25 protein-coding genes and 1 riboswitch are annotated in these 23,798 nt (G+C 70.8%); of the genes, 15 read left to right on the forward strand and 10 right to left on the reverse strand.

Annotation, left to right across the window (positions count from 1 at the left end; all coding sequences use genetic code 11):
* Positions 1–59: 59 nt before the first annotated feature.
* Positions 60–476, forward strand: a complete 417-nt coding sequence (locus ACIBX3_RS07130; RefSeq protein ID WP_397114037.1) for a hypothetical protein — start codon at positions 60–62, stop codon at positions 474–476.
* Positions 477–519: 43 nt separating this feature from the next.
* Here ACIBX3_RS07130 and ACIBX3_RS07135 read toward each other — a convergent pair whose 3' ends face one another.
* Entirely contained in the window at positions 520–2,100 is a 1,581-nt protein-coding gene (locus ACIBX3_RS07135) for an FAD-binding oxidoreductase (RefSeq protein WP_397114989.1), read from the reverse strand.
* A gap of 31 nt (positions 2,101–2,131) precedes the next feature.
* On the opposite strand from ACIBX3_RS07135, the gene ACIBX3_RS07140 reads away from it, so the two are divergent.
* The 5 genes from ACIBX3_RS07140 (at position 2,132) to ACIBX3_RS07160 (ending at position 6,931) form a co-directional block, all read left to right on the forward strand.
* A complete protein-coding gene (locus tag ACIBX3_RS07140; RefSeq protein ID WP_397114039.1) occupies positions 2,132–2,650 on the forward strand; it encodes a TetR/AcrR family transcriptional regulator in 519 nt (172 codons plus the stop codon).
* Entirely contained in the window at positions 2,634–4,130 is a 1,497-nt protein-coding gene (locus tag ACIBX3_RS07145; RefSeq protein WP_397114041.1) for a glycerol-3-phosphate dehydrogenase/oxidase, read from the forward strand. The genes ACIBX3_RS07140 and ACIBX3_RS07145 overlap by 17 nt, the downstream gene beginning before the upstream one ends.
* Before the next feature lie 100 nt (positions 4,131–4,230).
* A complete protein-coding gene (locus tag ACIBX3_RS07150; RefSeq protein WP_397114043.1) occupies positions 4,231–5,100 on the forward strand; it encodes a sucrase ferredoxin in 870 nt (289 codons plus the stop codon).
* A 100-nt stretch (positions 5,101–5,200) separates the two neighbouring features.
* Positions 5,201–5,512, forward strand: a complete 312-nt coding sequence (locus tag ACIBX3_RS07155; RefSeq protein WP_080036407.1) for a WhiB family transcriptional regulator — start codon at positions 5,201–5,203, stop codon at positions 5,510–5,512.
* A gap of 213 nt (positions 5,513–5,725) precedes the next feature.
* On the forward strand, positions 5,726–6,931 hold the full coding sequence (locus ACIBX3_RS07160; RefSeq protein ID WP_397114045.1) for an esterase-like activity of phytase family protein: 1,206 nt from the start codon (positions 5,726–5,728) through the stop codon (positions 6,929–6,931).
* 162 nt (positions 6,932–7,093) lie between these two features.
* Here ACIBX3_RS07160 and ACIBX3_RS07165 read toward each other — a convergent pair whose 3' ends face one another.
* Together ACIBX3_RS07165 and ACIBX3_RS07170 are read right to left on the reverse strand one after the other, a co-directional pair.
* Complete coding sequence (locus ACIBX3_RS07165; protein ID WP_397114047.1) at positions 7,094–7,327, reverse strand: DUF397 domain-containing protein; 234 nt, start codon at positions 7,325–7,327, stop codon at positions 7,094–7,096.
* A gap of 134 nt (positions 7,328–7,461) precedes the next feature.
* Positions 7,462–8,343, reverse strand: coding sequence for a helix-turn-helix domain-containing protein (locus ACIBX3_RS07170; protein WP_397114049.1), 882 nt, complete (start codon positions 8,341–8,343; stop codon positions 7,462–7,464).
* A 201-nt stretch (positions 8,344–8,544) separates the two neighbouring features.
* Here ACIBX3_RS07170 and ACIBX3_RS07175 point away from each other — a divergent pair, with 201 nt between their 5' ends.
* Complete coding sequence (locus ACIBX3_RS07175) at positions 8,545–8,946, forward strand: ATP-binding protein (protein WP_397114051.1); 402 nt, start codon at positions 8,545–8,547, stop codon at positions 8,944–8,946.
* Between the two features lie 9 nt (positions 8,947–8,955).
* Here the strand turns inward: ACIBX3_RS07175 and ACIBX3_RS07180 are convergent, their stop codons facing one another.
* On the reverse strand, positions 8,956–9,582 hold the full coding sequence (locus ACIBX3_RS07180) for a phosphoribosyltransferase (RefSeq protein WP_397114053.1): 627 nt from the start codon (positions 9,580–9,582) through the stop codon (positions 8,956–8,958).
* 140 nt (positions 9,583–9,722) lie between these two features.
* On the reverse strand, positions 9,723–10,820 hold the full coding sequence (gene rsgA / locus ACIBX3_RS07185; RefSeq protein ID WP_397114055.1) for a ribosome small subunit-dependent GTPase A: 1,098 nt from the start codon (positions 10,818–10,820) through the stop codon (positions 9,723–9,725).
* Positions 10,821–11,179: 359 nt separating this feature from the next.
* Between rsgA and ACIBX3_RS07190 the strand changes: the two genes are divergently transcribed.
* The 3 genes from ACIBX3_RS07190 (at position 11,180) to ACIBX3_RS07200 (ending at position 13,830) form a co-directional block, all read left to right on the forward strand.
* Positions 11,180–11,668 (forward strand): sigma-70 family RNA polymerase sigma factor, encoded by a 489-nt coding sequence (locus tag ACIBX3_RS07190; RefSeq protein WP_397114991.1) that lies wholly within the window; start codon positions 11,180–11,182, stop codon positions 11,666–11,668.
* Entirely contained in the window at positions 11,665–12,390 is a 726-nt protein-coding gene (locus ACIBX3_RS07195; protein ID WP_397114057.1) for an anti-sigma factor family protein, read from the forward strand. Before ACIBX3_RS07190 ends, ACIBX3_RS07195 begins: the two co-directional genes overlap by 4 nt.
* Positions 12,391–12,552: 162 nt before the next feature.
* Positions 12,553–13,830, forward strand: coding sequence for a CHRD domain-containing protein (locus ACIBX3_RS07200; protein ID WP_397114059.1), 1,278 nt, complete (start codon positions 12,553–12,555; stop codon positions 13,828–13,830).
* A 318-nt stretch (positions 13,831–14,148) separates the two neighbouring features.
* On the opposite strand, the gene glyA is transcribed toward ACIBX3_RS07200, so the two are convergent.
* The 4 genes from glyA to ACIBX3_RS07220 form a co-directional block, all read right to left on the reverse strand.
* Entirely contained in the window at positions 14,149–15,399 is a 1,251-nt protein-coding gene (gene glyA, locus ACIBX3_RS07205; protein ID WP_397114061.1) for a serine hydroxymethyltransferase, read from the reverse strand.
* A gap of 25 nt (positions 15,400–15,424) precedes the next feature.
* Positions 15,425–15,507: riboswitch (ZMP/ZTP riboswitch) on the reverse strand.
* Positions 15,508–15,555: 48 nt separating this feature from the next.
* Positions 15,556–16,494, reverse strand: a complete 939-nt coding sequence (locus ACIBX3_RS07210; RefSeq protein WP_397114063.1) for a YihY/virulence factor BrkB family protein — start codon at positions 16,492–16,494, stop codon at positions 15,556–15,558.
* 56 nt (positions 16,495–16,550) lie between these two features.
* On the reverse strand, positions 16,551–16,925 hold the full coding sequence (locus ACIBX3_RS07215) for a YccF domain-containing protein (protein ID WP_397114065.1): 375 nt from the start codon (positions 16,923–16,925) through the stop codon (positions 16,551–16,553).
* Between the two features lie 42 nt (positions 16,926–16,967).
* Positions 16,968–17,741, reverse strand: coding sequence for a TIGR03084 family metal-binding protein (locus ACIBX3_RS07220; protein ID WP_397114067.1), 774 nt, complete (start codon positions 17,739–17,741; stop codon positions 16,968–16,970).
* Positions 17,742–18,011: 270 nt separating this feature from the next.
* Here ACIBX3_RS07220 and ACIBX3_RS07225 point away from each other — a divergent pair, with 270 nt between their 5' ends.
* The 4 genes from ACIBX3_RS07225 to ACIBX3_RS07240 all read left to right on the forward strand — a co-directional run bounded on the left by ACIBX3_RS07225 (position 18,012) and on the right by ACIBX3_RS07240 (position 21,517).
* Entirely contained in the window at positions 18,012–18,095 is an 84-nt protein-coding gene (locus ACIBX3_RS07225; RefSeq protein ID WP_397114993.1) for a putative leader peptide, read from the forward strand.
* A 110-nt stretch (positions 18,096–18,205) separates the two neighbouring features.
* On the forward strand, positions 18,206–19,894 hold the full coding sequence (locus ACIBX3_RS07230) for a nitrite/sulfite reductase (RefSeq protein ID WP_397114069.1): 1,689 nt from the start codon (positions 18,206–18,208) through the stop codon (positions 19,892–19,894).
* A 136-nt stretch (positions 19,895–20,030) separates the two neighbouring features.
* The gene (locus ACIBX3_RS07235; RefSeq protein WP_397114071.1) at positions 20,031–20,759 is read left to right on the forward strand and encodes a phosphoadenylyl-sulfate reductase; all 729 of its coding nucleotides are present in this window, start codon (positions 20,031–20,033) and stop codon (positions 20,757–20,759) included.
* Entirely contained in the window at positions 20,741–21,517 is a 777-nt protein-coding gene (locus ACIBX3_RS07240) for a sirohydrochlorin chelatase (RefSeq protein ID WP_397114073.1), read from the forward strand. The genes ACIBX3_RS07235 and ACIBX3_RS07240 overlap by 19 nt, the downstream gene beginning before the upstream one ends.
* 37 nt (positions 21,518–21,554) lie before the next feature.
* On the opposite strand, the gene ACIBX3_RS07245 is transcribed toward ACIBX3_RS07240, so the two are convergent.
* Positions 21,555–22,286, reverse strand: coding sequence for a DUF1707 domain-containing protein (locus ACIBX3_RS07245; RefSeq protein WP_397114075.1), 732 nt, complete (start codon positions 22,284–22,286; stop codon positions 21,555–21,557).
* A 181-nt stretch (positions 22,287–22,467) separates the two neighbouring features.
* On the opposite strand from ACIBX3_RS07245, the gene ACIBX3_RS07250 reads away from it, so the two are divergent.
* Positions 22,468–23,796, forward strand: a complete 1,329-nt coding sequence (locus ACIBX3_RS07250; protein ID WP_397114077.1) for an ankyrin repeat domain-containing protein — start codon at positions 22,468–22,470, stop codon at positions 23,794–23,796.
* The last annotated feature ends 2 nt before the right edge of the window (positions 23,797–23,798 follow it).

The following is a 23,798-nucleotide window of genomic DNA, read 5'->3' on the forward strand; positions in this document are numbered from 1 at the left end:
CCACGCGGGAGTCCGTTCCCTGTCCGGCCTGAAGGCCGGAGTATCCACGGAGAAGTCCGATGACGCGTAACAGCCCGGACGATGCGACCAGAAAGGGCACCCCGGACGCGCGGGCCATCGAGGGCCTGCTGGCCTATGCCACGGCGCGGCCCCGGTGGGGAAGCTCGGCGCTCAACACCGTGAGCGAGGCCATCGCGAGGAGCCGGATCCTGGCCGAGGAACGCCCCGGAGAGCACACAGAGCTGCTGGCACGCTGCCTGCTCACGGCGGCCAGGCTGCTGCTCAAGCGGCGCCGGGCCGCGGAGGCGCTGCCGCCGGCCCAGGAGGCGGTGGAACTCACCCGGGCGACGGGCGGCGCCCCGCTGGTGGTCTCGCTGCACTGCCTGGCCGCCGTGCTGGAGGGCCTCCACCGCTACAGCGAGGCCGCCGCGGCGCTGGCGGAGGCAGAGCGGATCACCAGGCCACCGGACGAATGAGCCGTCCCGGGACCGCGTTCACCGTGGGAACGGATCGACGCCGCTACCTCCCCGGAACCGGGATCAGCACGCCGGGGTTGAGTATCCCGGCCGGGTCGAGCCGGGCCTTGACCGCCTGCAGGACGGCGACGCCGACCGGGCCGAGCTCGGCGGCGTAGGCCTCCCGGTGGTCGCGGCCCACTCCGTGGTGGTGGCTGATCGTGCCGCCCGCCTCGACGATGGCCGCGTTCGCCGCCGTCTTGGCCCGCTCCCATTGGGCGACCGGGTCGTCCTCCTGCGGGGCCACGACGGTGAAGTACAGCGACGCGCCGGTCTCGTACACGTGCGAGACGTGGCACATGACCAGTGGCGGCGGAGCTGTGCCGAGCGCGCCGAGCAGGGACAGCCGCACCGCGTCGTAGAGCCGCGGCAGATTCGCCCAGAACCCGGCCGTCTCCAGAGTCTCGACGGTGGCGCCGGCCGCGAGCAGCGAGTCGCGCAGGTACGGCGCCGAGAACCGCCCGCGCTCCCACACCTCCCCCGGCTCCTCGCCCAGGGGTTCCCCGCCCATCCGCGTGAGCACGGCGCGGGCCGCGACCCGGCGGCCGGCCGCCGGCGGCCCCTCGTAGCCCGCGATCAGCAGGCACCCCGAGCCGCCGCTGGAGCCGATCGCGTCCGGCTTGGCCAGGCCGATCACCGTCTCGGTCTCGTCGGACAGCCTCAGCACGGCCGGAAGCGGCCCTTCCTGGGCGAGGGCCCGCATGGCCGCCGTTCCCGCCGCGAACGACGCGAACCGCCACCCCTCGTAGATCCGTTCGGCGGGGGCGCGGCGCACGCGGAGCCGCAGCGACGTGATGACGCCGAAGACGCCCTCGGAGCCGAGGACGAGCTGCCGCAGGTCGGGCCCGGCCGCCGACTTGGGCGCCCGGCCGAGGTCGAGGGTGCCCGACGGCGTGGCGACGGTGAGGCCGACGACCATGTCGTCGAAGCGGCCGTACCCGGCGGAGGCCTGGCCGCTGGAGCGGGCCGCGGCGAAGCCGCCGAGCGTGGCGTACTCGAAGGACTGCGGGAAGTGCCCCAGGGTCAGCCCGTGCGCGGCGAGCAGCCGCTCTGCGTCGGGAGCCCGCACGCCCGGCTCGAACTCGGCCACCATCGACTCGGCGTCCACCGACCGCAGCCGGTCGAGCCGGGCCAGGTCGAGCGCGATCACGCCCGTGAAGCCGGCGCGGGAAGCCGCGAGCCCGCCCACCACCGAGGTCCCGCCGCCGAAGGGCACGACCGCGATCCGCTCCCGCGCGCACAGCCCCAGCAGCCCGGCCACCTCCTCGTGCGAGCCGGGCAGCACCACCGCGTCGGGCGCGTCGGAGCCGTCTCCGGCGCGCATGCGCAGCAGGTCGGGGGTGGACTTGCCGCGCGTGTGCCGTACGCGGGCCTCGTGCGAGGTCAGCACGTGCTCGGCGCCGGTGATCGCGGCGAGCCCATCGAGCGATGAAGACGGCAGGCCGACCGGTGGAAGCCGCACGGACTCCAGCGTGGCCGCTGGGCCCCGCGGGGCGCGGACGCCCAGGAGGTCATGGAGCAGCTCGCGCACCTTCGCGGGCAGCTCGCGAGCCTTGGCGGGGTCACCCCAGCCCGACCACAGCATCGGTTCTCTAGCCACGCTTACACTGTGACATATGACGTCGATTCGTCACAATGACGGCGTTCTGGACGCCGCACAGGACTGCGTACTCGCCTACGGCGTGCGCAGGACGACGCTCACGGACGTGGCCCGCCGGGCGGGCGTGTCCCGGATGACGATCTACCGCCGCTGGCCCGACGTGCGCACCCTGGTCGCCGACGTGATGACCAGGGAGTGGGTACGCGTCGTCGCCGGCCTGGACATGTCCGACCCGGTACGCGCGGTCGTCGCCGGGGTCCGGGGGCTGCGCGAGCACCCGCTCTGGCGGAAGATCGTGGAAGCGGATCCCGAGCTGCTCTTGCCCTATCTGCTCGACCGGCGGGGCGCCACCCACGAGGCCGTGCTGGAGGTCCTGGAGCGGGACCTCGGCGACCCGCGCAAGGCCAGGGCTGTGCTGCTGGTGGCGCAGTCGTTCCTGCTGTCGGCGCCCACCATGCTCGACCCCGTGACGCTGGACGAGCTCGACGCCGAGCTCGCCGCCCTTTTGGAGGCCTATCTTGGACAACTCGCTTAACGCCCGCCGCCGCGCCCGCGAGCTGCGCCAGGTCGCCGAGGAACGCGTGGACGTGCTGGTCGTGGGCCTCGGCGCGACCGGGGCGGGCGCGGCGCTCGACGCCGCCTCGCGCGGGCTGAGCGTGGCCGCGATCGACGCGCACGACCTGGCGTTCGGCACGTCCAGGTGGAGCTCGAAGATGATCCACGGCGGGCTGCGCTATCTGGCCAGGGGGCAGGTGGGCGTCGCCTACGAGAGCGCGGTCGAGCGCGGGATCCTGCTGCGCAGGACGGCTCCGCACCTGGTGAAGGCGCACCCGTACGTGCTGCCGCTGACCCCGGAGGTCTCCCGGCGCCAGGCGGCGCTGATCATGACGGGCTACCGGCTCGGCGACGCCCTGCGGGCCGCCGCGCGCACGCCGCGCCGCCTGCTGCCGGGTCCCGCGCGGCTCGGCGCGGCCAGGGCCCACACGCTGGCGCCCGTGGTGCGCGCCGACGGCCTGCGCGGCGCGCTGCTGTCGTGGGACGGCCGGCTGCTCGACGACGCCCGCCTCGTGGTCGCGATCGCCAGGACCGCCGCCGCGCACGGCGCCCGCGTGCTGACCCGCTGCCGCGCGCTGCGGCTCTCGGACCGGGGCGCGACGGTGCGCGACGAGCTGACCGGCGAGGAGTTCGGCATCCGCGCCCGAGCGGTGATCAACGCGACCGGCGTGTGGGCGCGCTCCCTGGATCCCGAGGCCGATCTGCGCCCTTCCCGCGGCACCCACATCGTGCTGCGCCCCGGGACGCTGCCGGGGTTGATCGCCGGCCTGCACCTGCCCATACCGGGAGAGAACAACCGGTTCGCACTCGTTCTCCCCCAGCGCGACGGGCGCGTGTACGTCGGCCTGACGGACGAACCCTTGGAGGGACCGGTGCCCGACGTCCCCGAAGCACCCGAGGAGGACGTCAGAACGCTCCTGGAGGTACTGAACAGGGCTCTCGAGACCCAGGTGACCAGAGAGGCGGTTGCGGGCGCCTACGCGGGCCTCAGGCCCCTTCTGGCGGCCTCGGGGCGCACGGCGGACCTGTCGCGGAGGCACGTGGTGCTGTCCGGCGGCGGCATCGTCACGGTGATCGGGGGGAAGCTGACGACATATCGGCGCATGGCCGAGGACGCGGTGGATCGAGCGGTTTCGATTGGCAACCTCCCGGCGGGGCGGTGCCTCACCCGCAAGATCCCGCTCGCCGGGGCCGGCCCTCAGCCGTCCGGCGTGCCGGCGCCCCTCGCCGAGCGGTACGGCAGCGAGGCCCCTGCCGTGCACGAGCTCGTCAAGGCGTACCCGGAGGAGGTGGGGCTCGGCATCACCGAGGGCGAGCTCATGTGGTCGGTGGAGCACGAGGGCGCGCTCGACGAGGCCGACCTGCTCGACAGGCGGACCAGGATCGGCCTGATCAGAGAGGACAGGGACCGCGCTCTCCCCGCGACACGGGACGTTCTTGCCCGAACCCGCCACGCCTGAGCTCCCCGATCCGTTAGGTTAGTCTTACCTAATTCGACGGAGAAGGGGAGGGGCGTTGGCGAGGGGCTGCGAGCATCCTGTCGGGTGTCACACCGGGGAGGTGCCCACATTGGCCAGCGCCACCGTGGGAGCCCGGCTCTGGCTGCTCATCGAGTACACCGGCGCCTGGCCGACCCGCCTGGAAAGCTTCGAACTTCCTGAAAGAATCTCCGAACTCGTCCGCCGCGCGCTCGAACGAGGTATCAGGCCCCAGCTGATCCGCCGGCCCGGCAAGCGGACCCGCCCACGGGACCAGGGCATCCGTGTGCTACTGGCGTACGCCGCCGGGGAGCGCCCCTGGCTCGCGAGCAGCGTCGTCGCAGGTTCTGGCGATCTTGACCTGGACGCCTTCGTGGCCGGAGTGGTCCCGGAGTCCTGCATACTTGAAGACGAGCCGGTATTTCTGGTCTGCACGCACGCCAAGCGCAATGTGTGCTGCGCCCGCATTGGACTACCCCTCGCTCGATCGCTGGCCGAATCTCTGCCGGACAGAGTGTGGGAAACGTCACACGTTGGCGGCGATCGCTACGCCGCCAACCTCGTGTGCTTGCCACACGGAATTTTCTACGGCAGCATGTCTCAGGCTGCTGCACTGGCAGCGGCTAACGCGTACCGGTCGGGCGAGGTCATCCTCGACCGCTACCGGGGACGCGCAGGCATCCCTGAGCCATTGCAAGCCGTCGAGCACTTCGCCCGAGCCCATTCGGGAGAGTGCTCCGTCGGCGCGGTGGCCGTGGAATCCTCCAGGTCGGACGGTGACGTCACCGAAGCCATCGTGCGCTGCGGCGACGTCCGGTTCCAGGTTGTGGTTGAGCCATCGGCGTTCCAAGCGCCGTGTGGTACGGCTTGCGCCGAGACGATCACCACCTACCGGCTGGTTTCGCTGGACAGGCTCGCGCCTGTGCGGTATGCCACGCCCGCTCTCGCCTGAACAGGGAACATCACGGCCCGACGTTGCGTTGGAACAGTGACGCCAAAAGCGTCCAATGCGGCTCAATTACCGAAATACCTCTCACGAAGGTGGTTTTCCCATGTCTCAGGTACGTCGGCAGCTCGCCCGCCCGCGCCCCAGCTGGGGTTGGCAGGATGATGCCGCGTGCCGGGGTGAGGACCTCGTGCTCTTCTTCGGCCCCGATGGGGAGCGGCAGCCCGAGCGTGACGTACGTGAGCGGAAGGCCAAGGCGATCTGCGCCCAGTGCCCTGTCCGCAACGAGTGCCTTGACTACGCGCTGTCCCGGCCCGAGAAGTACGGCACGTGGGGCGGTCTCAACGAAGACGAGCGCGCTTCCGAGCGTCGCCGTCGCATGCGCCGCGCGGCCAGCGCCGGCATCTCCGCCGCCTGACAAACCCGGCAGCGTCACCATCATCGCGTGATCGAGCAGTTGTCCCGATGAACCGGAGCCTGGCCCTCCATGCGCAGGCTCCGGCGAACCCGGTCGGGACAACTGCCTGATCAGGTGGACTTTCCCCCACTCGACCCGGGCGGACATCTGGCGGTCATCGCCAGTTGCCGTACGTTCGGGGTCTCGTCATGTGCCCGCCCTAGGGTGCCGGGCATGAAACGCATCGCCATCCTGATGTGCGCGGGCGCCACGGCTCTCTCGCTGGCCGCTCCCGCCGCCGCCGATCCCGGGCGTCACGGCACGCAGCCCGGCTTCGGGCAGGCCACGCTGACCGGGTTCGCCTCGCTGCCCGCACTGACTTTCGTCCCCGGCAGCGAGCCGTCGGGATCGTCGCTGGGCACCGCGCCCGTCAACGGGGTCACCCCGCCCTTCCCCGGCCAGCCCGTGCAGGGATTCAGCGGCATCGTCCGCCGCCACGACGGCACCTTCGAGGCCCTGTCCGACAACGGCTTCGGCAACAAGGCCAACAGCGCCGACTTCCTGCTGCGGGTCCACCGGGTCAAGCCGGACTTCCGCACCAAGTCGGTCGACGTGCTCGGCGGGTTCAACCTGACCGACCCGCGCGGGCTGGTGCCGTTCCCGCTCACCAGGCAGGACCGGACGCTGACCGGCGCCGACTTCGACGTCGAGTCGATCGTGCGCACGATGGACGGGACGTACTGGATCGGCGACGAGTTCGGCCCGTTCCTGCTGCACTTCGACCGCAAGGGCCGGTTGATGGAGGCGCCGATCGAACTGCCCGGCGTCCGCGCGCCCGAGAACCCCAACCTGAACGGCGCGCAGCCCAACCTCGGCGGCAGCAAGGGCTTCGAGGGCATGGCCAGGTCCGTGGACGGCCGCCGCCTCTACCCGCTCCTGGAGGGCACCGTCGCCGGCGACCCGGCGGGGACGCTGCGGATGAACGAGTTCGACCTGCGCCGGCGGGCCTACACCGGGAAGCGGTGGACGTACCGGCTGGACTCGCCCTCGCACGCCATCGGCGACGCGATCGCCGTCGACGCCGACCGGTTCCTGATCATCGAGCGGGACAACCTGCAGGGCGACGCCGCCCAGGTCAAGCGCATCTACCTGGCCGACATGCGGGACAGGGACGGCGACGGCGCGCTCGACAAGACCCTGGTCGCCGACCTGCTGGACATCGCCGACCCGCGCGGCCTGGGCGGGGCTCCGGGGACGTTCAGGTTCCCGTTCCAGACGATCGAGGACGTCGTCATCCTTGACGACCGCACGCTCGGTGTGCTGGACGACAACAACTTCCCCTTCTCGAACGGCCGCACGCCGGGCAAGCCGGACGACAACGAGTTCATCACCATCCGCCTCACCCGCGGCCTCCAGGCCGACCCCAAGGTCTACCTGTAGCGTCCGCACCGGCCGGCCGGCGGCCCCGCCGTACGGGGCCGCGCCTGACCGAATGGCGCTGGTACGGCGCGCCCCGCGACTGACCCGCGTGACCGAAACCCTCGACGAACCGGACCGTAATCCGAAAAGTCACGCGGGCGGGTGGCCGGCGGAGGCGGCCGCTCAGACTATGAGGTCGTCGAATTCGCCGTCCTTGGCCCCGAGGACGAACGCGGTGATCTCCGCCTGGGTGTAGACCAGCGCGGGCCCTTCGGGAAAGCGTGAGTTACGCATGGCGATCTCCCCCGTGGGCAGGTTCGCGACCTCGACGCAGTTGCCGTTGGGGTTGCTCCACTTGCTCTTGCGCCAGACGACGGGAAGGCGGCCGGCGGGGGTTCCGTTCCGGAACTCGTGCATGGGGCAGCTCCTCGCGATCTTACGGATGCACGTGCATCCGCGTTTGCGAGGTGACAATACGGCAACACGTTGATCTCCATATACCGGACGACCAAAAATCCCGGTATGGAGTGGATCACAGGAGTTTCAGCAGCTCATGCGGAAATGAGCTGTTCCAGGAAGCGCCTCGTCTCCTTCGGTGTCTCGGCCTGGATGCTGAGCCGGTCCATGACCTCCATGTAGTGGTCGGAGTCGACGGGTTTGTCCAGGTAGAGGGCGCTGGTGAGCTGCTCCATGTAGACCACGTCGGGGAGCTCGCGCTCGGGGAATCGCAGGATGCTGAACGGGCCCCCGGCCGCCGCGTGGCCGCCGCGGTCGAACGGCATGACCTGGACGGTGACGTTCCGCTCGGCCGTGACGTCCAGCAGATGGGTGATCTGCTCCCGCATCGTCTCCGGACTGCCGAGCGTGCGGCGCACGACGGCCTCGTCGATCACCGCCCAGACCGTCAGCCCGCTCTCCAGGCGCTTCTGCCGGGTGGTGCGCAGGGACACGCGCCGGTCCATCTCCGCCCTCGTGGCCTTCTCGTGGGCCAGTTCGATGACGGCTCTGGCGTACGCGGGAGTCTGCAGCAGGCCGGGGACGAACTGGTTCTCGTAGGTGCGGATGCTGGACGCGGCGCCCTCCAGGCCGATGTAGACCTCGAACCAGTGGGGCAGCACGTCGCCGTACTTGTGCCACCAGCCGGGGGCGTTGGCCTGCCTGGCGAGGTCGAGGAGTGGCTGCCGCTCGGCGGGGTCCGTGACGCCGTACAGGGTGAGCAGGTCGGCCACGTCGCGCTGCTTGAAGCTGACCTGGCCGAGCTCCAGCCGGCTGATCTTGGCGTGAGATGCGCGAATCGAGTACCCCGCGTCCTCGCGCGAGATACCCTTGTCTGTACGGAGCCTTCGCAGCTGGGTTCCAAGCAGGATCCGCAGCACCGTCGGGCTTCCCGGTGCGTGACTGAAAAGCTTCCCTTCCGCGCTCTGTGCGCTCACTGCACCGCTCCTAGATCATCTGCACGTGCAGATGCGATTCGCATCCGTAAACTACGAAAAGTCTTGCATTGGCAAGTACTCCCCGTAAAGATGGGCATTGGATCACCAGACCGCGCTTCGGGGGCCAGAATGACGACTTTCGACGCTCGGCCGCAAGCCGCCATCGGTTCCCGGCCACCAGGATGGCTGACGACCATTCTGGTGGATGGTCGTGCCGGTGAATGCGACGCGGTGTTCCCCTTCCATCAGCGCACGGCGCTGGAGCCCGCCTGCGTGGCCACGGCCAGGCGGTTCGTCGATCAGACGCTCACCACGTGGGGCGTGTTCGAGGTCGCCTTCGACGCCCAGCTGGTGGTCTCCGAACTGGTGACCAACGCGATGCGGCACGGCGGCGGGGCGGCGCAGCTGCGGCTCGTGGTTCACCGGGCAGAGCTGGCGTGCGTGGTGACCGACCACAGCCAGACCGTGCCGGTGGCCGCCGCGCCCGACGTGTTCTCGGAGTACGGGCGGGGGCTGCGGCTGGTGGACGCCCTCTGCACCGCGTGGGGCTGGCTCGTCCCCGGCGGCCCCCGCAAGCTCGTCTGGGCCGTGCTCGCCGGCTGAGGTCCCCGGTCAGTCCCTCCCCAGCAGCTCCAGTACGTCGGCGTCGCTGAGCTGGTCGAACCGTGCGTACCACTGGCCCACCGCCCGGAAGTCGACGGGCGTCAGCAGCACCACCACCTCGTCGGCCTCCTGCCGCATGGATCTGACCGTGTCGCCGGCCCCGACCGGCACCGCCAGGGTCACCTTGGCGGGCTTGGCCGTGCCGACGGCCCTGAGCGCGGCCCGCGCGGTGCCGCCGGTGGCCAGGCCGTCGTCGACCACGATCACCTCCCTGCCCTCCAGCGCGGGCAGCGGGCGGTCGCCGCGGTACGCGCGCACCCGGCGGGCCAGCTCGCGCCGCTCCTCCTCCACCACGTCCGCGACCGACTCGGGCGTCATGCCGAGGCGGCGCAGCAGCGGCAGGTCGAACACCGGCTCGCCGCCCTCGGCGATCGCGCCGACGCCCAGCTCCGGCGCCGGCGGATAGCCGATCTTCCTGGTCACCAGGACGTCGAGGCCGGCGTCGAGGCGGCGCGCGATGGGCGCGGCCACCGCCACGCCGCCGCGGGGCAACGCGAGCACCACGGGGTCGTGCGCGTCCAGCAGCCGCTCGGCGAGCTTCGCCCCGGCCTCGGCCCGATCTGCGAAGAGCTCCATGACCTGTGCCTACCCAGCGGACCGGCTCTCCTCGCCTTCACGGGCTCGTTCCAGCGCCCTCGAAGAGGCCCGCCCGCGCCCGCCCTCACGACCATGTGGGCAGGTCGTCAGGGCGGGCGGGGCCTGGGATCGGCACAGCGTCAGGGGCGGTTTCTGCCCGAGCGGCGCATCTCCTTCGTGATCACCTTCCACTTGTTCATCTGCTCCTTGCGCAGGCGCGCGTCGGTCCTGGCGGCCATCCAGGCGGCCTCGCGCTGCAGCTTGCGCCAGCTCTCCAGCCGCCGCTCCGGCAACTCGCCGTTCTCCAGCGCCTCCAGCACCGCGCAGCCCGGCTCGCCGTTGTGCCCGCAGTCGCCGAACCTGCACCGTTCGGCCAGGGCCTCGATGTCGGAGAAGACGCGGTCGACGCCCTCCCCGATGTCGTAGAGCCCGATCCTGCGGATGCCGGGGGTGTCGATGACGAGCCCGCCGCCGGGCAACGTGATCAGCTCCCGGTGCACGGTGGTGTGCCGGCCGCGCCCGTCGGCGGCGCGTACCTGCTGGGTCTCCATGACGCCCTCCCCGGCGAGCGCGTTGACGAGGGTGGACTTGCCGGCCCCGGACGGCCCGAGGATGACGGCCGTACGGGAGCCGCCGAGGTAGGAGGCGGCCAGCTCCACCCCGTCCCCGAGCAGCGAGGACACGGCGTGCACGTCCACGCCGGGCGCGGCCACCCGCACGTCGGCGAGCAGGTCGTCGAGGCCGTCCTCGAACAGGTCGGACTTGGTGACGAGCACGACGGGCGTGCCGCCGGACTCCCAGGCCAGCGCGACGAGCCGCTCGATGCGGCCGAGGTCGGCGAAGTCGGTGGAGTGCATGGACGGCTCGGCCACGAACACGATGTCGACGTTGGCCGCGAGCACCTGGCCCTGGCCGTCGCCGGACAGGCCGCCGACCGAGTCGCGGCTCACACCGCCCCTGATGAAAGCGGTCGTCCTCGGCAGCACCTCGTCGAGCTCGTAGCGGCCTTCGGGCAGCAGCCTGAGTGCGGCCCAGTCCCCGACGCACGGCAGCGCGACGGGGTCGGCGGCGGACGCACGGCGGACGTGGGCGGCGTACTTGACGTGATGCTGGCCGTCGGCGGCGATCACCTCGGCGGCGCCGCGGTCGACGCGGGCCACGCGGGCGGGGATGGTTCCGGCAGGCAGCTCGGCGGCACGGAGATCTGTCCAGCCGAGCAGAGAAAGATCGTAAGACAACGGAATGAAACCTTTGATTCGAGAAGGAACCGGGCAGCGTCAGACGAGCGCCCGGAGGGGGACTGATGGCGCGCAGAACAAGACGACCCGCATAGTCCTCACCTCCTCGATCGTTTCCCGGGCAGACTCTACGCACCTGTCCCGGGCGATGCAATCCAATTGGCATGGCGTTTCGTTGAACCGCGGCATGCCGACTCCTCGTACCTCCTCCCGACGGACACGAGAAAGGGGAAATGATGCGAGCGAGCACGTATCCCCCGCCCTCGGCCGACGGAGCCGCCCCGATGGGCAAGCCGCGCTCACGCCACAGGATCCGGCACGTGCGACCGGATCGCGAGGCGCCCGACGACGACGTGGCAGTGTCCGAGCTTTACCGGGAGTATCACAGGCCGCTGCTAGGCTTCGTGATCCGGCTTACGGCGGGCGATCGGCAGTGGGCGGAAGACGTGGTTCAGGAGACCATGATCAGAGCCTGGCGGAGCGCTGACCAGTTCGACCCGAACGCGATATCGCTGATGCCCTGGTTAGCCACGGTCGCCAGACGTATCGTGATCGATGACCGGCGGCGCAGGGACGCCCGCCCCCAGGAGTCGGGTGACGGGCCGCTGGAGAGCATGCCCGTGCCGGACGAGATGGAGGGACTCCTGCACCAGGTGGTCGTGTCTGAGGCCCTGAAGGCGTTGTCCCCGGCCCATCGCGAGATCCTCAACGAGACGATCCTGCGAGACAGGTCGGTCAACGACGCCGCCGAGGCGCTCGGCATTCCGGTGGGGACCGTGAAGTCCCGAGTTTATTACGCCGTTCGCGCGCTGCGGATCGCGCTGGAGGAGAGGGGGGTGACGGCGTGACATCGAGAGTCGAGCACACGGACGTGGGCGCGTATGCGCTCGGCCTGCTCGATGACGAGGACAAGGAAGCGTTCGAGGCCCATCTTCTCTTCTGCGCCCCCTGCCGCTCCGAACTTACGGAGCTGGCCGGGGTGGCCAGCGTGCTGAACGGTCTAGGTGGTCCCATTGAGGACGAGCACCCGCCGTCGCCGGCCCCGGCGATCGACATGGTGCGGCACAGAAAGGCGGCGCACAGGAAGAGGCGCAAGGGGACGTTCGTGATCGGAATGGCGGCCGCGGTCACGCTGGTGGCCGGTGGGCTCACCGTCGGCACGCAGCTCAGCGGGGGCGACCCGCAGCAGGCCGCCCAAGGGCAGTCCAATCCCATGGGCGAGCACATGGGCCCGGCCGAGCAGTTCTACGCCGACGGCCGGCCCCTTGAGGGCAAGGGCGTCGACGGGGTCACCGGCGGGGTCGTGGTGGAGTCCAAGGGATGGGGCACGCACGCGGCGCTCAAGCTGGCCGGCGTCAAAGGGCCGCTGGAGTGTGAGCTGATCTCTGTTGACAAGTCGGGTGAGCGCCGGGTGATGACCGGGTGGTCCGTGCCTCCAGCCGGGTACGGAGTGCCGGGGTCTCCCGATCCGCTCTACATGCACGGGGGCAGCGCGACGTCGTTGAAGGACATCGACCACTTCGAGGTGGTGACCTCGGAGGGGAAGAAGCTGCTCACCATTCAGGTCTGACTCGCGGCCTTGGAAGCCCTCCCACCGCTGGTGGGAGGGCTTTTTTTCTGTCCTGTGGCGGCTCGGGGGAAATTTCTCGCATCCGGATTGAACCTCGGCGGGCCCGCTCGCGTACTGCTTGCCGTATCGATCGGAATATCCGGCCCTTTACGAGGTTTCGCCATGTCTATCCGGAAATTCGCCGCTCCTGGTGGTGCGGTGCTCGCGGCCGCCCTGCTGGCCGCTCCGGCGCCGGCGTACGCGTCCGGCGACGAGGTGTACCTCGCGGCGGGGCTGCGCGGCGCGAACGAGGTGGGAGCCGCGGGCGACGCCGACGGGCAGTCGACGGTCGTGCTCCGGATCAGCGGGGACGAGGTCACGTATGCCGCCCGGTGGCACAGAATCGGCACGCCGGTCGCCGCCCGCGTCCACGCGGGTGCCAGGGGTGCCGAGGGCGAGGCGCGGCTGGAGTTCTTCGCCGGCCCGCTGCCCGGGACCGTGCTCGGCATGACCGGCACCGTGCGGGCCGACCCCGAGCTGATCAAGGCGCTCGTGACCGACCCCGGCGGCTTCTACGCCAACCTGCCCGACGCCGCCCACCCCAGGGGCGCGGTACGCGGCCAGTTCCACCGTCTCAACCGGCCGATCGACCTCAACGGCGTCCTGCACGGCAGCGACCAGGCCACGCTGTCGGCACGGGCCGGGAACGCGCCGGTGGCGGCCGAGGCGGCCGCGGAGAGCGGCGGCGACCGGGACGGGCAGGCCACCTGGTGGCTCCACCCCGCCGGCTCCTCCATCGCCTACACCGCCCACTGGTCGGGGCTCGCCCCGGTGACCGGCGGGCAGGTGCGCGAGGGCGCCATCGGGCCCGTGACGGCGGACCTGTTCGCGGGCGCCCTTCCGGAGAACGCGACCGGCGTCGCGGGGGTGACGCCGGTCCCGGCCAAGGTCGCCGAGCGGATCGCCGGGAGCCCGGGCCGCTACCACGCGACCCTGCGGACGGCCGAGTCCGACCGCGGCGCCGTACGGGGACGGCTCGGCGGCGAGCCGTTCACCCACCCGCGCGCGCTCACGGCGGAGGTGTCGCGCGGCGAGCAGATCTACACCTGCGCCCAGCAGCCGTCGGGCGGCCACGCCTTCGCCCAGCTCGGTGTGTCGGCCAAGCTCCGGCGCGGGATCGACCACTCGTTCGTGACGCCGGGCTCGGGCCCGCCGCAGTGGATCGCCCCCGACGGCAGCGCGGTGCGCGGCACCGTGGTCACCCGCGTCCCCAATGGCGCGGGCAACATCCCCGAGCTGGTGCTGGACGCCGCCCAGGCGGGCGCGGACACGGGCCTGCTCGCCCATGCCACCCAGATACTCCGGCTCAGCACCACCGGCGGCGTCGCCCCCGCGGGGTCCTGCGAGCCCGGCGCCGAAGCCAGGGTCGCGTACGGGGCCGACTACGTCTTCCTCGGCTGAGGCTCGCCGGGGGGCGACTCGGTCCCGTCCCCCGGCGAGCCGTTCCCGGCCGACGCGGCGACCAGTCCTCCGGGTCCCGCGCCCGGCCACCGCGACGGGGTACTCCGGCCCACCCCGCCGCGACGAACGCCCCGCCGCACACGGGAGCCCGTGCGGCGGGGCGTTCTGTCACGCGAGACCGAGGCGGCGCCGCACGTCGGCGCGGTGCCGTACGGCGACGTGCGGGTCCGAGGGCGTCACCCTGGAGGCCGTCGGCCCCGTGCGATGGGTGGCGTCCCCACTCGGCCCCGCCGTGAAGAACCTGTCCTCGAGGCAGCTCTAGAGGCCGGGAGCCGGGAACTGGGCGGTGAGCTCGCTGACCTCGTGGTGGACGCGGCTGATGACGTCCTCGGCGTCGCCCTTGGCGAGGGCGGTGACGACCTCGTCCATCCAGGCGCCGATCTGCCGCATCTCGGCCTCACCCATCCCCCGCGACGTGACGGACGGCGTGCCGATGCGGATGCCCGACGGGTCGAACGGCTTGCGCGTGTCGAACGGCACCGTGTTGTAGTTGGTCTCCAGCCCCGCGCGGTCGAGCGCCTGGGCGGCCGGCTTGCCGCCGATGCCCTTGGGCGTGAGGTCGAGCAGGATCAGGTGGTTGTCGGTGCCGCCGGACACCAGGTCGAACCCGCGGGAGGCGAGCTCGTCGGCCAGGGCCTTGGCGTTGGCGACGACCTGGTGCGCGTAGTCGCGGAAGGACGGCTGGGCGGCCTCGTGGAGCGCGACGGCGATGGCGGCGGTGGTGTGGTTGTGGGGGCCGCCCTGCAGGCCGGGGAAGACGGCCTTGTTGAGCGCCGTGGCGTGCTCGTCGCTGGTGGCCATGAGCATGGCACCGCGCGGGCCGCGCAGCGTCTTGTGGGTGGTCGTGGAGATCACGTCGGCGTGGCCGACGGGTGACGGGTGCGCGCCGCCCGCGACCAGGCCCGCGATGTGGGCGATGTCGGCGGCCAGCACGGCCCCGACCTCGCGGGCGATCGAGGCGAAGCCCTCGAAGTCGATGGTGCGCGGGATCGCGGTGCCGCCGCAGAAGATCAGCTTCGGCCGGTGCTCCAGCGCGAGCTGCCTGACCTCGTCGAGGTCGATGCGGCCGGTGTCCTTGCGTACGCCGTAGCGGACCGGGTTGAACCACTTGCCGGTGGCCGAGACCGACCAGCCGTGCGTGAGGTGGCCGCCGAACGGCAGGCCCATGCCCATCACGGTGTCGCCGGGCTGCAGGAACGCCATGTAGACGGCGAGGTTGGCGGGCGAGCCGGAGTAGGGCTGGACGTTGGCGTGGTTGACGCCGAACAGCGACTTGGCGCGCTCGATGGCCAGAGTCTCGACCTGGTCGATGACCTGCTGGCCCTCGTAGTAACGCTTGCCCGCGTAGCCCTCGGAGTATTTGTTCGTCAAGACGGTGCCGGTGGCCTCCAGCACAGCCTTGGAGACGTAGTTTTCCGACGCGATGAGCTTGACCGTGTCGGCCTGGCGACGCTCTTCCGCCTTGATGAGCTCGGCGATCTGCGGGTCGACGCTAGCGAGAGAACTCATGACTCTCCTGTCATCGTTGACAACCTGCGAAGACCCAGGCGCACGGCCTCCGCTCCTTTCGCTCCCCGGTGGTCGATCCCACCCAATGCGCCAGTCGCGTCTCGCTCTAGACGATAGCGGATCCCGCCGGACGTCACTCCTTGCTGAGCAGCACGTTCATGGAGCGGTGGTACGGCTCACGCCCGGCCAGAGCCGATCGACCTCGGCGTTCAGGATGGCTCCGATGAGCACCGCCAGCGCCGTGATGTAGAGCCACAGCAGCAGCGCGATGGGCGCCGCCAGCGAGCCGTACACGGAGACGGGCGAGAACCAGGCGGCCAGCACGGCACGCAGCACCGCCGCGCAGACGATCCACAGGAAGAGCGCCAGGATGGCGCCGGGCAGCTCGCGGTACCACTTGGTCCGCACCGGCACGCTGACGTGGTAGAGGACGGTCAGGAACAGCACGGAGCCGACGACCACGACGGGCCAGTAGAGTATGTCGATCATGATGCCGTACTCGCCCGGCAGCGCGTCCTTGAGCAGCGTCGGGCCGACGATCAGGATCGGCATGACGATGATGCCGATGAGCAGGCCCACGACGTAGAGGCCGAACGACATGAGCCTGGTGCGGATGATTCCGCGTTCCTCGCCCAGGCCGTAGGCGACGGAGATGAGGTCCACGTACACGTAGAGGGCTCTGGAGCCGGACCAGAGCGACAGCAGGAAACCCAGCGAGATGATCGACACCTTGCCGGCGTCGTCGCTGAGCACGTCGGCGATGAGCGGCTTGACCACTGTCGTTATGGCGTCGTCGGTGAACAGCACACCCGCCTGTTCGATCACCCAGTCGTTGACCTGCTTGACCACGACGGGGCCCAGCCACGCGCCGAGCTTGCCCAGCACGCCGATCAGGCCCAGCACGAAAGGGGGCAGCGACAGCAGCGCGAAGAAGGCCGCCTCGCCGGCCAGCCCCGTCACCCGGTAGGTGACGCCGGCGTTCGCGGCCGCGCGAACGATCGCCCACGACTTCGTGTCGAGCACCCAGCTCAGCCTCGCCCGGGCGTTGGAGACCAGCCCTCTCTTCGGCCGGGGGGGCGCATCAGTGGACGTCATGGCACCCAACGTATTCGCAGTGACTCTTCCGGACAGCTTACGTCCCTGCGCCTGCCCTAGTCGTCGTCGACGATGCGGGCGCCCAGCGGAAGAAGGGAGACCGGGATCATCTTGATGTTCGCGACGCCCATCGGGATGCCGATGATGGAGATGAACAGCGGGATCGAGGTGACGACGTGGCCGATGGCCAGCCAGATGCCGGCGACCACGCACCAGATGACGTTGCCGAGGAGGGAGAACGCCCCCGCGTCGGGGTCGCGGACGACGGTCCGGCCGAAGGGCCACAGCGCGTACGCGGCGATCCTGAACGAGGCGATGCCGAACGGGATGGTGACGATGAGGATGCAGCAGATGATCCCGGCCAGCGCGTATCCCATCGCGAGCCAGATCCCGGCGAACACCAGCCAGATGACATTAAGAATCGTCCGCATGCTTACAGCATGTCACCGCTCGTGCCGCTTGCGTCCCTGATTTCACCCTGATCTGGGACCCCGGCCCTTCCCCGGGGGACCGGCGAACGCCTGGGCGATCTCCATCCAGGCCCGCGCCGGCTCGCCGTCCAGCTCCAGTGCGGCGTCGGACAGGTGCAGGCGCTGGGTGACGACCAGGCAGAAGCCGAGGATCGGCCCGCGCACCACGGAGACCGCCTCCGGCGGGCCCGCCGTCCACGTGCTCCCGTCCGGCATGGCCAGTTCCACGCGCACCGGCTCGGCCGGCTCGGGCAGGCCGCGCACGGCGAAGCTGTACGGCCGGGCCCGGAACCCGATCATGGCGACGTGCCGCAGCCGGGCCGTCGGCTCCCTGACGACGCCGAGCGCGTCGGCGACGTCCTGGCCGTGCGCCCAGGTCTCCATCAGCCGCGCGGTGACGAAGGACGCGGCCGACATCGGCGGCCCGAACCACGGCACCCGGTCGCGGGCGTCCACCGCGGCGAACGCCTCGAGGCTGCGGCCGCGGGCGGCGCGGAACCACTCGCGCAGCTCGGCCGGCGGCATCCCGCGCGCCTCCAGGACGGGGTCGTCGACCGAGCGGAATCCTGCCAGCGCGGCGTGGAAGCCCTCGGGGTCGCTGACCGCCCGGGCGGCGGCGGCGTCGAACCACGCCAGATGGCTCACCTGGTCGCGGATGGCCCATCCCTCGGCGGGTGTGGCCAGTTCCCAGTCCGCGTCCCGCAGCGGCTGCAGCAGCGCCTCGAAGGACGCGGTCTCGGCCCGGAGGTCGCCGAGCAACTCGGCCATGAGATCCACGGGCGCCAGCCTAACCCGAATAAGGTTCTAGGAGAATAATGGCGGTGTGATCTGCGAGAGCTGCAAGGACAGACGGCACGAGGACTGCCGCGGCGGCTCCTGGTGTGATTGTCAGCACAAAACGGAGGCACAACCCAAGGACTCGAAGCTCGGCTGGCGGCGCCAAGGCTGAAGACGCAGGCTTAAGGCTGAAAACCCGGGCTCAGAGCGGACAGTCCCACACTCTGGACCAGTCTTGGACATCCCGGACCGCCAAGGTATCGTCGAAGCATGCCAGCGGACCCCATGCTCGTCGGTCGACGCCACGTCGACCTTCTGCGTGTCCGCAGTGCCATCTGTTGCGACGCCCACTGACCCCGTTTTTCTCTGCCGCAGAGCGCGTCGCAAGCCTCCTGAACTTTCCTGCCCCTCGATGACGAGGCCCGGAGGAATCGTGCGCGCGCCCATGATCCGAAGGACGCGCAATGAGCACCCCTGCCAGCCGCACTCCTGCCAGCCGGCACCACAAGCGCCCGCGCGGCGAAGGCCAGTGGGCTCTCGGTTACCGTGAGCCGCTCAACAAGAACGAAGAGAACAAGAAGAACGACGACGGCCTCAACGTCCGCCAGCGCATCATCGACATCTACTCCAAGCGTGGCTTCGACTCGATCGACCCCGCCGACCTACGTGGCCGCATGCGCTGGTACGGCCTTTACACCCAGCGCAAGCCCGGCATCGACGGGGGCAAGACGGCGATCCTCGATCCGGAGGAGCTCGACGACCGCTACTTCATGCTGCGCGTGCGCATCGACGGCGGCCAGCTCGATCTGGCGCAGCTGCGCACGATCGCGGACATCTCCAACGAGTACGGCCGCGGCACCGCAGACCTGACCGACCGCCAGAACGTCCAGCTGCACTGGATCGAGATCGAGTCGGTGCCCGACATCTGGGAGCGGCTGGAGGCCGTGGGCCTGTCGACCACGGAGGCCTGCGGCGACACGCCGCGCGTGATCCTGGGCTGTCCGCTGGCGGGGATCGACTCCGACGAGGTGATCGACGCCACCGAGCAGATCCACGAGGTCCAGGAACGGGTCGTCGGCAACCCGGCGTACTCGAACCTGCCTCGCAAGTTCAAGTCGGCGGTGAGCGGCTGCCCGGCGCACTGCACGGTGCACGAGATCAACGACATCGCGTTCGTCGGCGTGGTCAACGAGCAGGGCGAGGCCGGCTACGACCTGTGGGTGGGCGGCGGCCTGTCCACGAACCCGATGCTCGGCAAGCGCATCGGCGTGTTCGTCAAGCCGGAGCAGGTGGCCGACGTCTACGAGGGCGTGGTCGGGATCTTCCGCGACTACGGCTACCGGAGGCTGCGGCACCGGGCGCGGATCAAGTTCCTGGTCAACGACTGGGGCGTGGAGAAGTTCCGCGAGATCCTCGAGACCGAATACCTGAAGGCGCCGCTGCCCGACGGGCCGGCCCCCGAGCAGCCGCGCGGCAGCCGCCGCGACCACGTGGGCGTCTTCCCGCAGAAGAACGGCGGCTTCTACGTCGGCTTCGCGCCCAAGGTGGGCCGCCTCGACGGCGACAAGCTGCACAAGATCGCCGACATCGCCGAGCGCCACGGCTCCGGCCGGGTGCGGACCACGGTCGAGCAGAAGATGGTGATCCTGGACGTCGCCGCGGACCAGGTCGACTCGATCGTGGCCGAGCTGGAGGCCAACGACCTGCAGGTCAGGCCGTCCACGTTCCGGCGGCAGACGATGGCGTGCACCGGCATCGAGTACTGCAAGCTGGCCATCGTCGAGACCAAGGCCACCGCCGCCCACCTCATCGACGAGCTGGAGCGCCGGCTGCCGGACTTCCAGGAGCCGCTGACCATCAACGTCAACGGCTGCCCCAACTCCTGCGCCCGCATCCAGGTCGCCGACATCGGGCTCAAGGGCCAGCTGGTGGTGGACGAGAACGGCGACCAGGTGGAGGGCTTCCAGGTCCACCTGGGCGGCTCGCTCGGCGTCAACCCCGGCTTCGGCCGGAAGGTGCGCGGTCTGAAGACCACCGCCATGGCGCTGCCCGACTACGTGGAGCGCGTGGTGAAGAACTACGACGCCCAGAAGAAGGAAGGCGAGTCGTTCGCCGACTGGGTGCAGCGAGCGGACGAGGCGGACCTGAAATGACCACGCGAGCGGTTCCGTTCCACTGCCCGTACTGCGGCGACGAGGACCTCGAACCTTATGAGAGTGACGGCGGCTGGTACTGCCGAGCCTGCGCTCGTGCCTTCAAGCTGAAATTTCTTGGAATCGGAGTGAAGATATGACGCTGGTGGACATCGAGGTCGGTCTGAGAGAGCAGCGCGGCACGCTCGACCTGCAGGACATCGTCGAGTCGGCCGCCACGTTCCTGGAGGGCGCCCCCGCTCGCGAGATCATCCGCTGGGCGGCGGCGACGTTCGGGGACCGGCTCTGCCTGACGTCGTCAATGAGCGACGCCCTCCTCATCGACCTGGTGAGCAGGGTCAAGCCCGGCGTGGACGTGCTGTTCATCGACACCGGCTACCACTTCGCCGAGACGATCGGCACGCGGGACGCGGTGCGCCAGGTGTACGACGTCAACGTGATCGACATCAAGTCGTCGCGGACGGTCGCGGAGCAGGATCGCGACCTCGGCCCGCGGCTGTTCGGCCGCAACCCGGACCTGTGCTGCTACCTGCGCAAGGTGGAGCCGCTGAACCGGGCGCTGGAGCCGTACCTGGCGTGGGTCTCCGGCATCCGCCGCGACGAGTCGTCCAGCCGGACGAACACCAAGGTCGTCGAGTGGGACGCCAAGCGGCAGATGGTCAAGGTCAACCCGATCGCGGCCTGGACCCAGGAGGACGTCGACAACTACATCGCCGACAACGGGGTGCTGATCAACCCGTTGCACTATGACAACTACCCCTCGATCGGCTGCGCGCCGTGCACGCGGCAGGTCGCGGAGGGAGAGGATCCGCGCAGCGGGCGCTGGGCGGGCCTGGGGAAGGTCGAATGCGGCATTCACCTGTGATCCCCAGGAGGGGACCCGTTCCGCTGGCAGGCGGGACGGCCCCCGGTGGCGTGCCACTGGTGGCGGTGGCGCACGGGTCGCGAGACCCGCGTGCCGCCGCCACCGTGGCCGCGCTGCTCGACCAGGTCCCTTTGGACGTCCGCGTCGCGTACCTGGATCACTGCGCTCCCACGCTCTCCCAGGCCCTGGACGGCCTGGAGGAGGCGGTGGTGCTGCCGCTGCTGCTCACCGAGGCCTACCACAGCCGGGTGGACCTGCCGGCGGCGCTGAACGAGGTGCGGGCGCGTTCGCCGCGCCTGCGCATGCACTACGGCACCACGCTTGGCCCGCATCCGCTGTTGATCGCCGCGCTGGAGCGGCGGCTGGCCGAGGCGGGCGTGCGGCCGGGAGACCCGGACACGGCGGTGGTGCTGGTGTCGGCGGGTTCGAGCGACGCCAGAGCCAACGCGGTGATCTCGGGGCTGGCGCGGGAGTGGCGGCGGGCCGGCTGGTGGACGGTCAAGGCCGCCTACGCCTCGGCCGCCGACCCGTCCCCCGAGCGGGCGGTGGCGGAGCTGGTACGCGCGGGGGCGCCGCGCGTCGTCGTCGCCCCGTACCTGCTGGCGCCCGGCTACTTCGCCGACAAGGTGCGGCGCACGACGCTGGAGGCGGGCGCCGCGGTCGTGGCCGACGTGCTGGGGCCCGCGCCGGAGCTCGTCGGCGTGCTGCTGGAGCGGTACGCCGCGGCGCAGCGGCAGCCGGTGTCGCTCGCGGTCTAGCGGCGCACGACGATTGCTTGAGGACCGGGAACGTTCGTCAGTAGCCGCGCCCGAGATCCCGGTGCTGGTCGCGCATCTGCCGGCGCAGCTCGCGGCCCTCGGCCCGCAACTGCCGGCCGAGCTGCCGCCAGTCCTCACCGTGCATCTGCCGCCAGTGCTCGCGCCAGACCGCGAAGCCGCGCTTCAGCGGCTGCGCCTGGGAGTCGCCGAGCACCTTGACGTCGCCCATCACGGCGTACGCGTGCACCCGCACCACGGGGACGTTCATGCCGGGCGCCGCCTCCAGCACGTCCACCTTCTTGTCGCCCATGATCGCCATCCCGTCGAGGTCCACGTTGACCCCGTCGGGTACGATGATCTTCACGTCGCCCATCACGGAGACGGCCGTGATGTCGACCACGTCCATGCGCACCTCGGCCTCGCGCAGGTCCAGCACGACGTCGCCCATCACGGCGACGGCACCGAGCTCCTGGTCGATCCGCCACTTCCCGCGGCGCTTGGAGTCGCCCATGATGCCCACGAACCAGCGCCGCTTCCTGCCCTCACGAGCGGGCACTGGCGGCCGGGCTCCGGCGGGCACGGCGCCGGAGGCGGGCAGGTCCTGGGTGAGCATCGCGAGCTCGGCGTGCGTGGTGGCGGTATAGGCGGCCTCCGTGCGGTCGGTCAACTCGGCCAGCGTGAGCCTGCCCTCCACCGAGGCGACACGGAGCTGCTCGACGACGGCCTCACGCTCGGCGTCCGACGCGCGGACCTCACCGGGATCACTCATACTCGCAACATATCTCGAATTCGCCGGGATGAAGCTCCTCCTTCTGGAGGAGAAGTGTCATAGCCGTTGTATGCACATTTGTCATGGTCGTTGAACCCCGGCGAGGCGTGGGCGCGTACCAGTCGATGACATGGCCCTAGCTTGGCCCGGGGCGCGGCCGGACCAAGCTAGGGTCCGTGTCATGCATGAGGAACAGCTCTACCGCGCGGCGTTGAACGGCGAGACCGATACCGTGGGCAAGTTGCTGGCCGGCGGCGCCGACCCCGACAGAGGCGACGAGGAGGGGCTGCCGCTGTGCGCGGCGGCCGCCTGGGACCGGTACGACACCGCGAAGACGCTGCTGACATCCGGCGCCGACGTCAACGCACGGGAGTCCGGCGGCTGGACGGCGCTTCACTGGGCCGCCGCCAACGGCCAGGCCGCCACCGCCGAGCTGCTGATCGAGGCCGGCGCCGACCTGGACGCGGCCAACGACGACGGCGACACCCCGCTCACGCTGGCCGCCAGGCGCGGCGCGCTGGGCGTGACGCAACGCCTGCTGCGGGCGGGCGCCGACCCCGCGAAGTTCGACGGCGACGGCGACACGCCGACCGACATCGCAGTCGACTGGGTCGGCGTGCACCTGGAGAGCGCGCTGCTCGACCAGATCGAGCAGGAGGGCTGGGAGTACGTCGTGAGCCGCCAGCACGCCAAGGACGGCACCGAGCTGGTCACCGTGACCGGCCGCGCGCCGGACGGCTCCGAGACCGAGGAGGTCCAGGCGCAGCGGGGCCACGCGGCCGTCGCGACCCTGCTGGAGGAGGCGTCCGGGATCTACACGCCGGTGGAGCAGCTCGTGGCACGGGCCGTGGCGCACCGCGACGTCGACGAGGACGCCGAGACCTGGTGGGTCGTCGCCGACACGCTGCGCAGGCGGGGCGACGAGGGGACGTACGAGGCCCTGGCCAGGCTGTGTGTGAGCGAGGACGCCAGGGAGCGGGAGTTCGGCGTGGACGCGATCGCCCAGTTCGGGGTCACCGAGGACGACAAGCCGTATCTCGAGCGCACGCTGCCGCTGCTGCTGAAGATGGTCACCACGGAGGGCAACCCGCTGGTGCTGCGCTCGGTGCTGTCCGCGCTCGGCCACCAGGGCGACCCGCGGGCGCTGCCGGCGATCCTGGACGTCATCCGCCGCCCCGATCACAAGCGCACGATGACGGACCCGATCGCGCTGGCCGACGTGCTGCCGCCGGACCACGAAGAGGGCCTGGCGCTGCTGATCGAGATGACCGGGGACGACAACCCGGACGTGCGCGAATGGGCCACCCACGGGCTGGCGGGTCTGGAGGCCGACACGCCGCGCATCCGCGAGGCGCTGGCGGCCAGGCTGACGGACCCCAACCTGACCACGGTGGCCGAGGCCACGCACGGGCTCGCCGTCCGCGGCGACGATCGGGCCGCCCAGGGGGCGCAGCGGGTGCTGGCCGAGAGCGACGACGAGTACGCCAGAGACCTCGTCACGCAGCAATAGCG

This window comes from Nonomuraea sp. NPDC049480, from assembly GCF_044465905.1.
Classification (GTDB): Bacteria; Actinomycetota; Actinomycetes; order Streptosporangiales; family Streptosporangiaceae; genus Nonomuraea.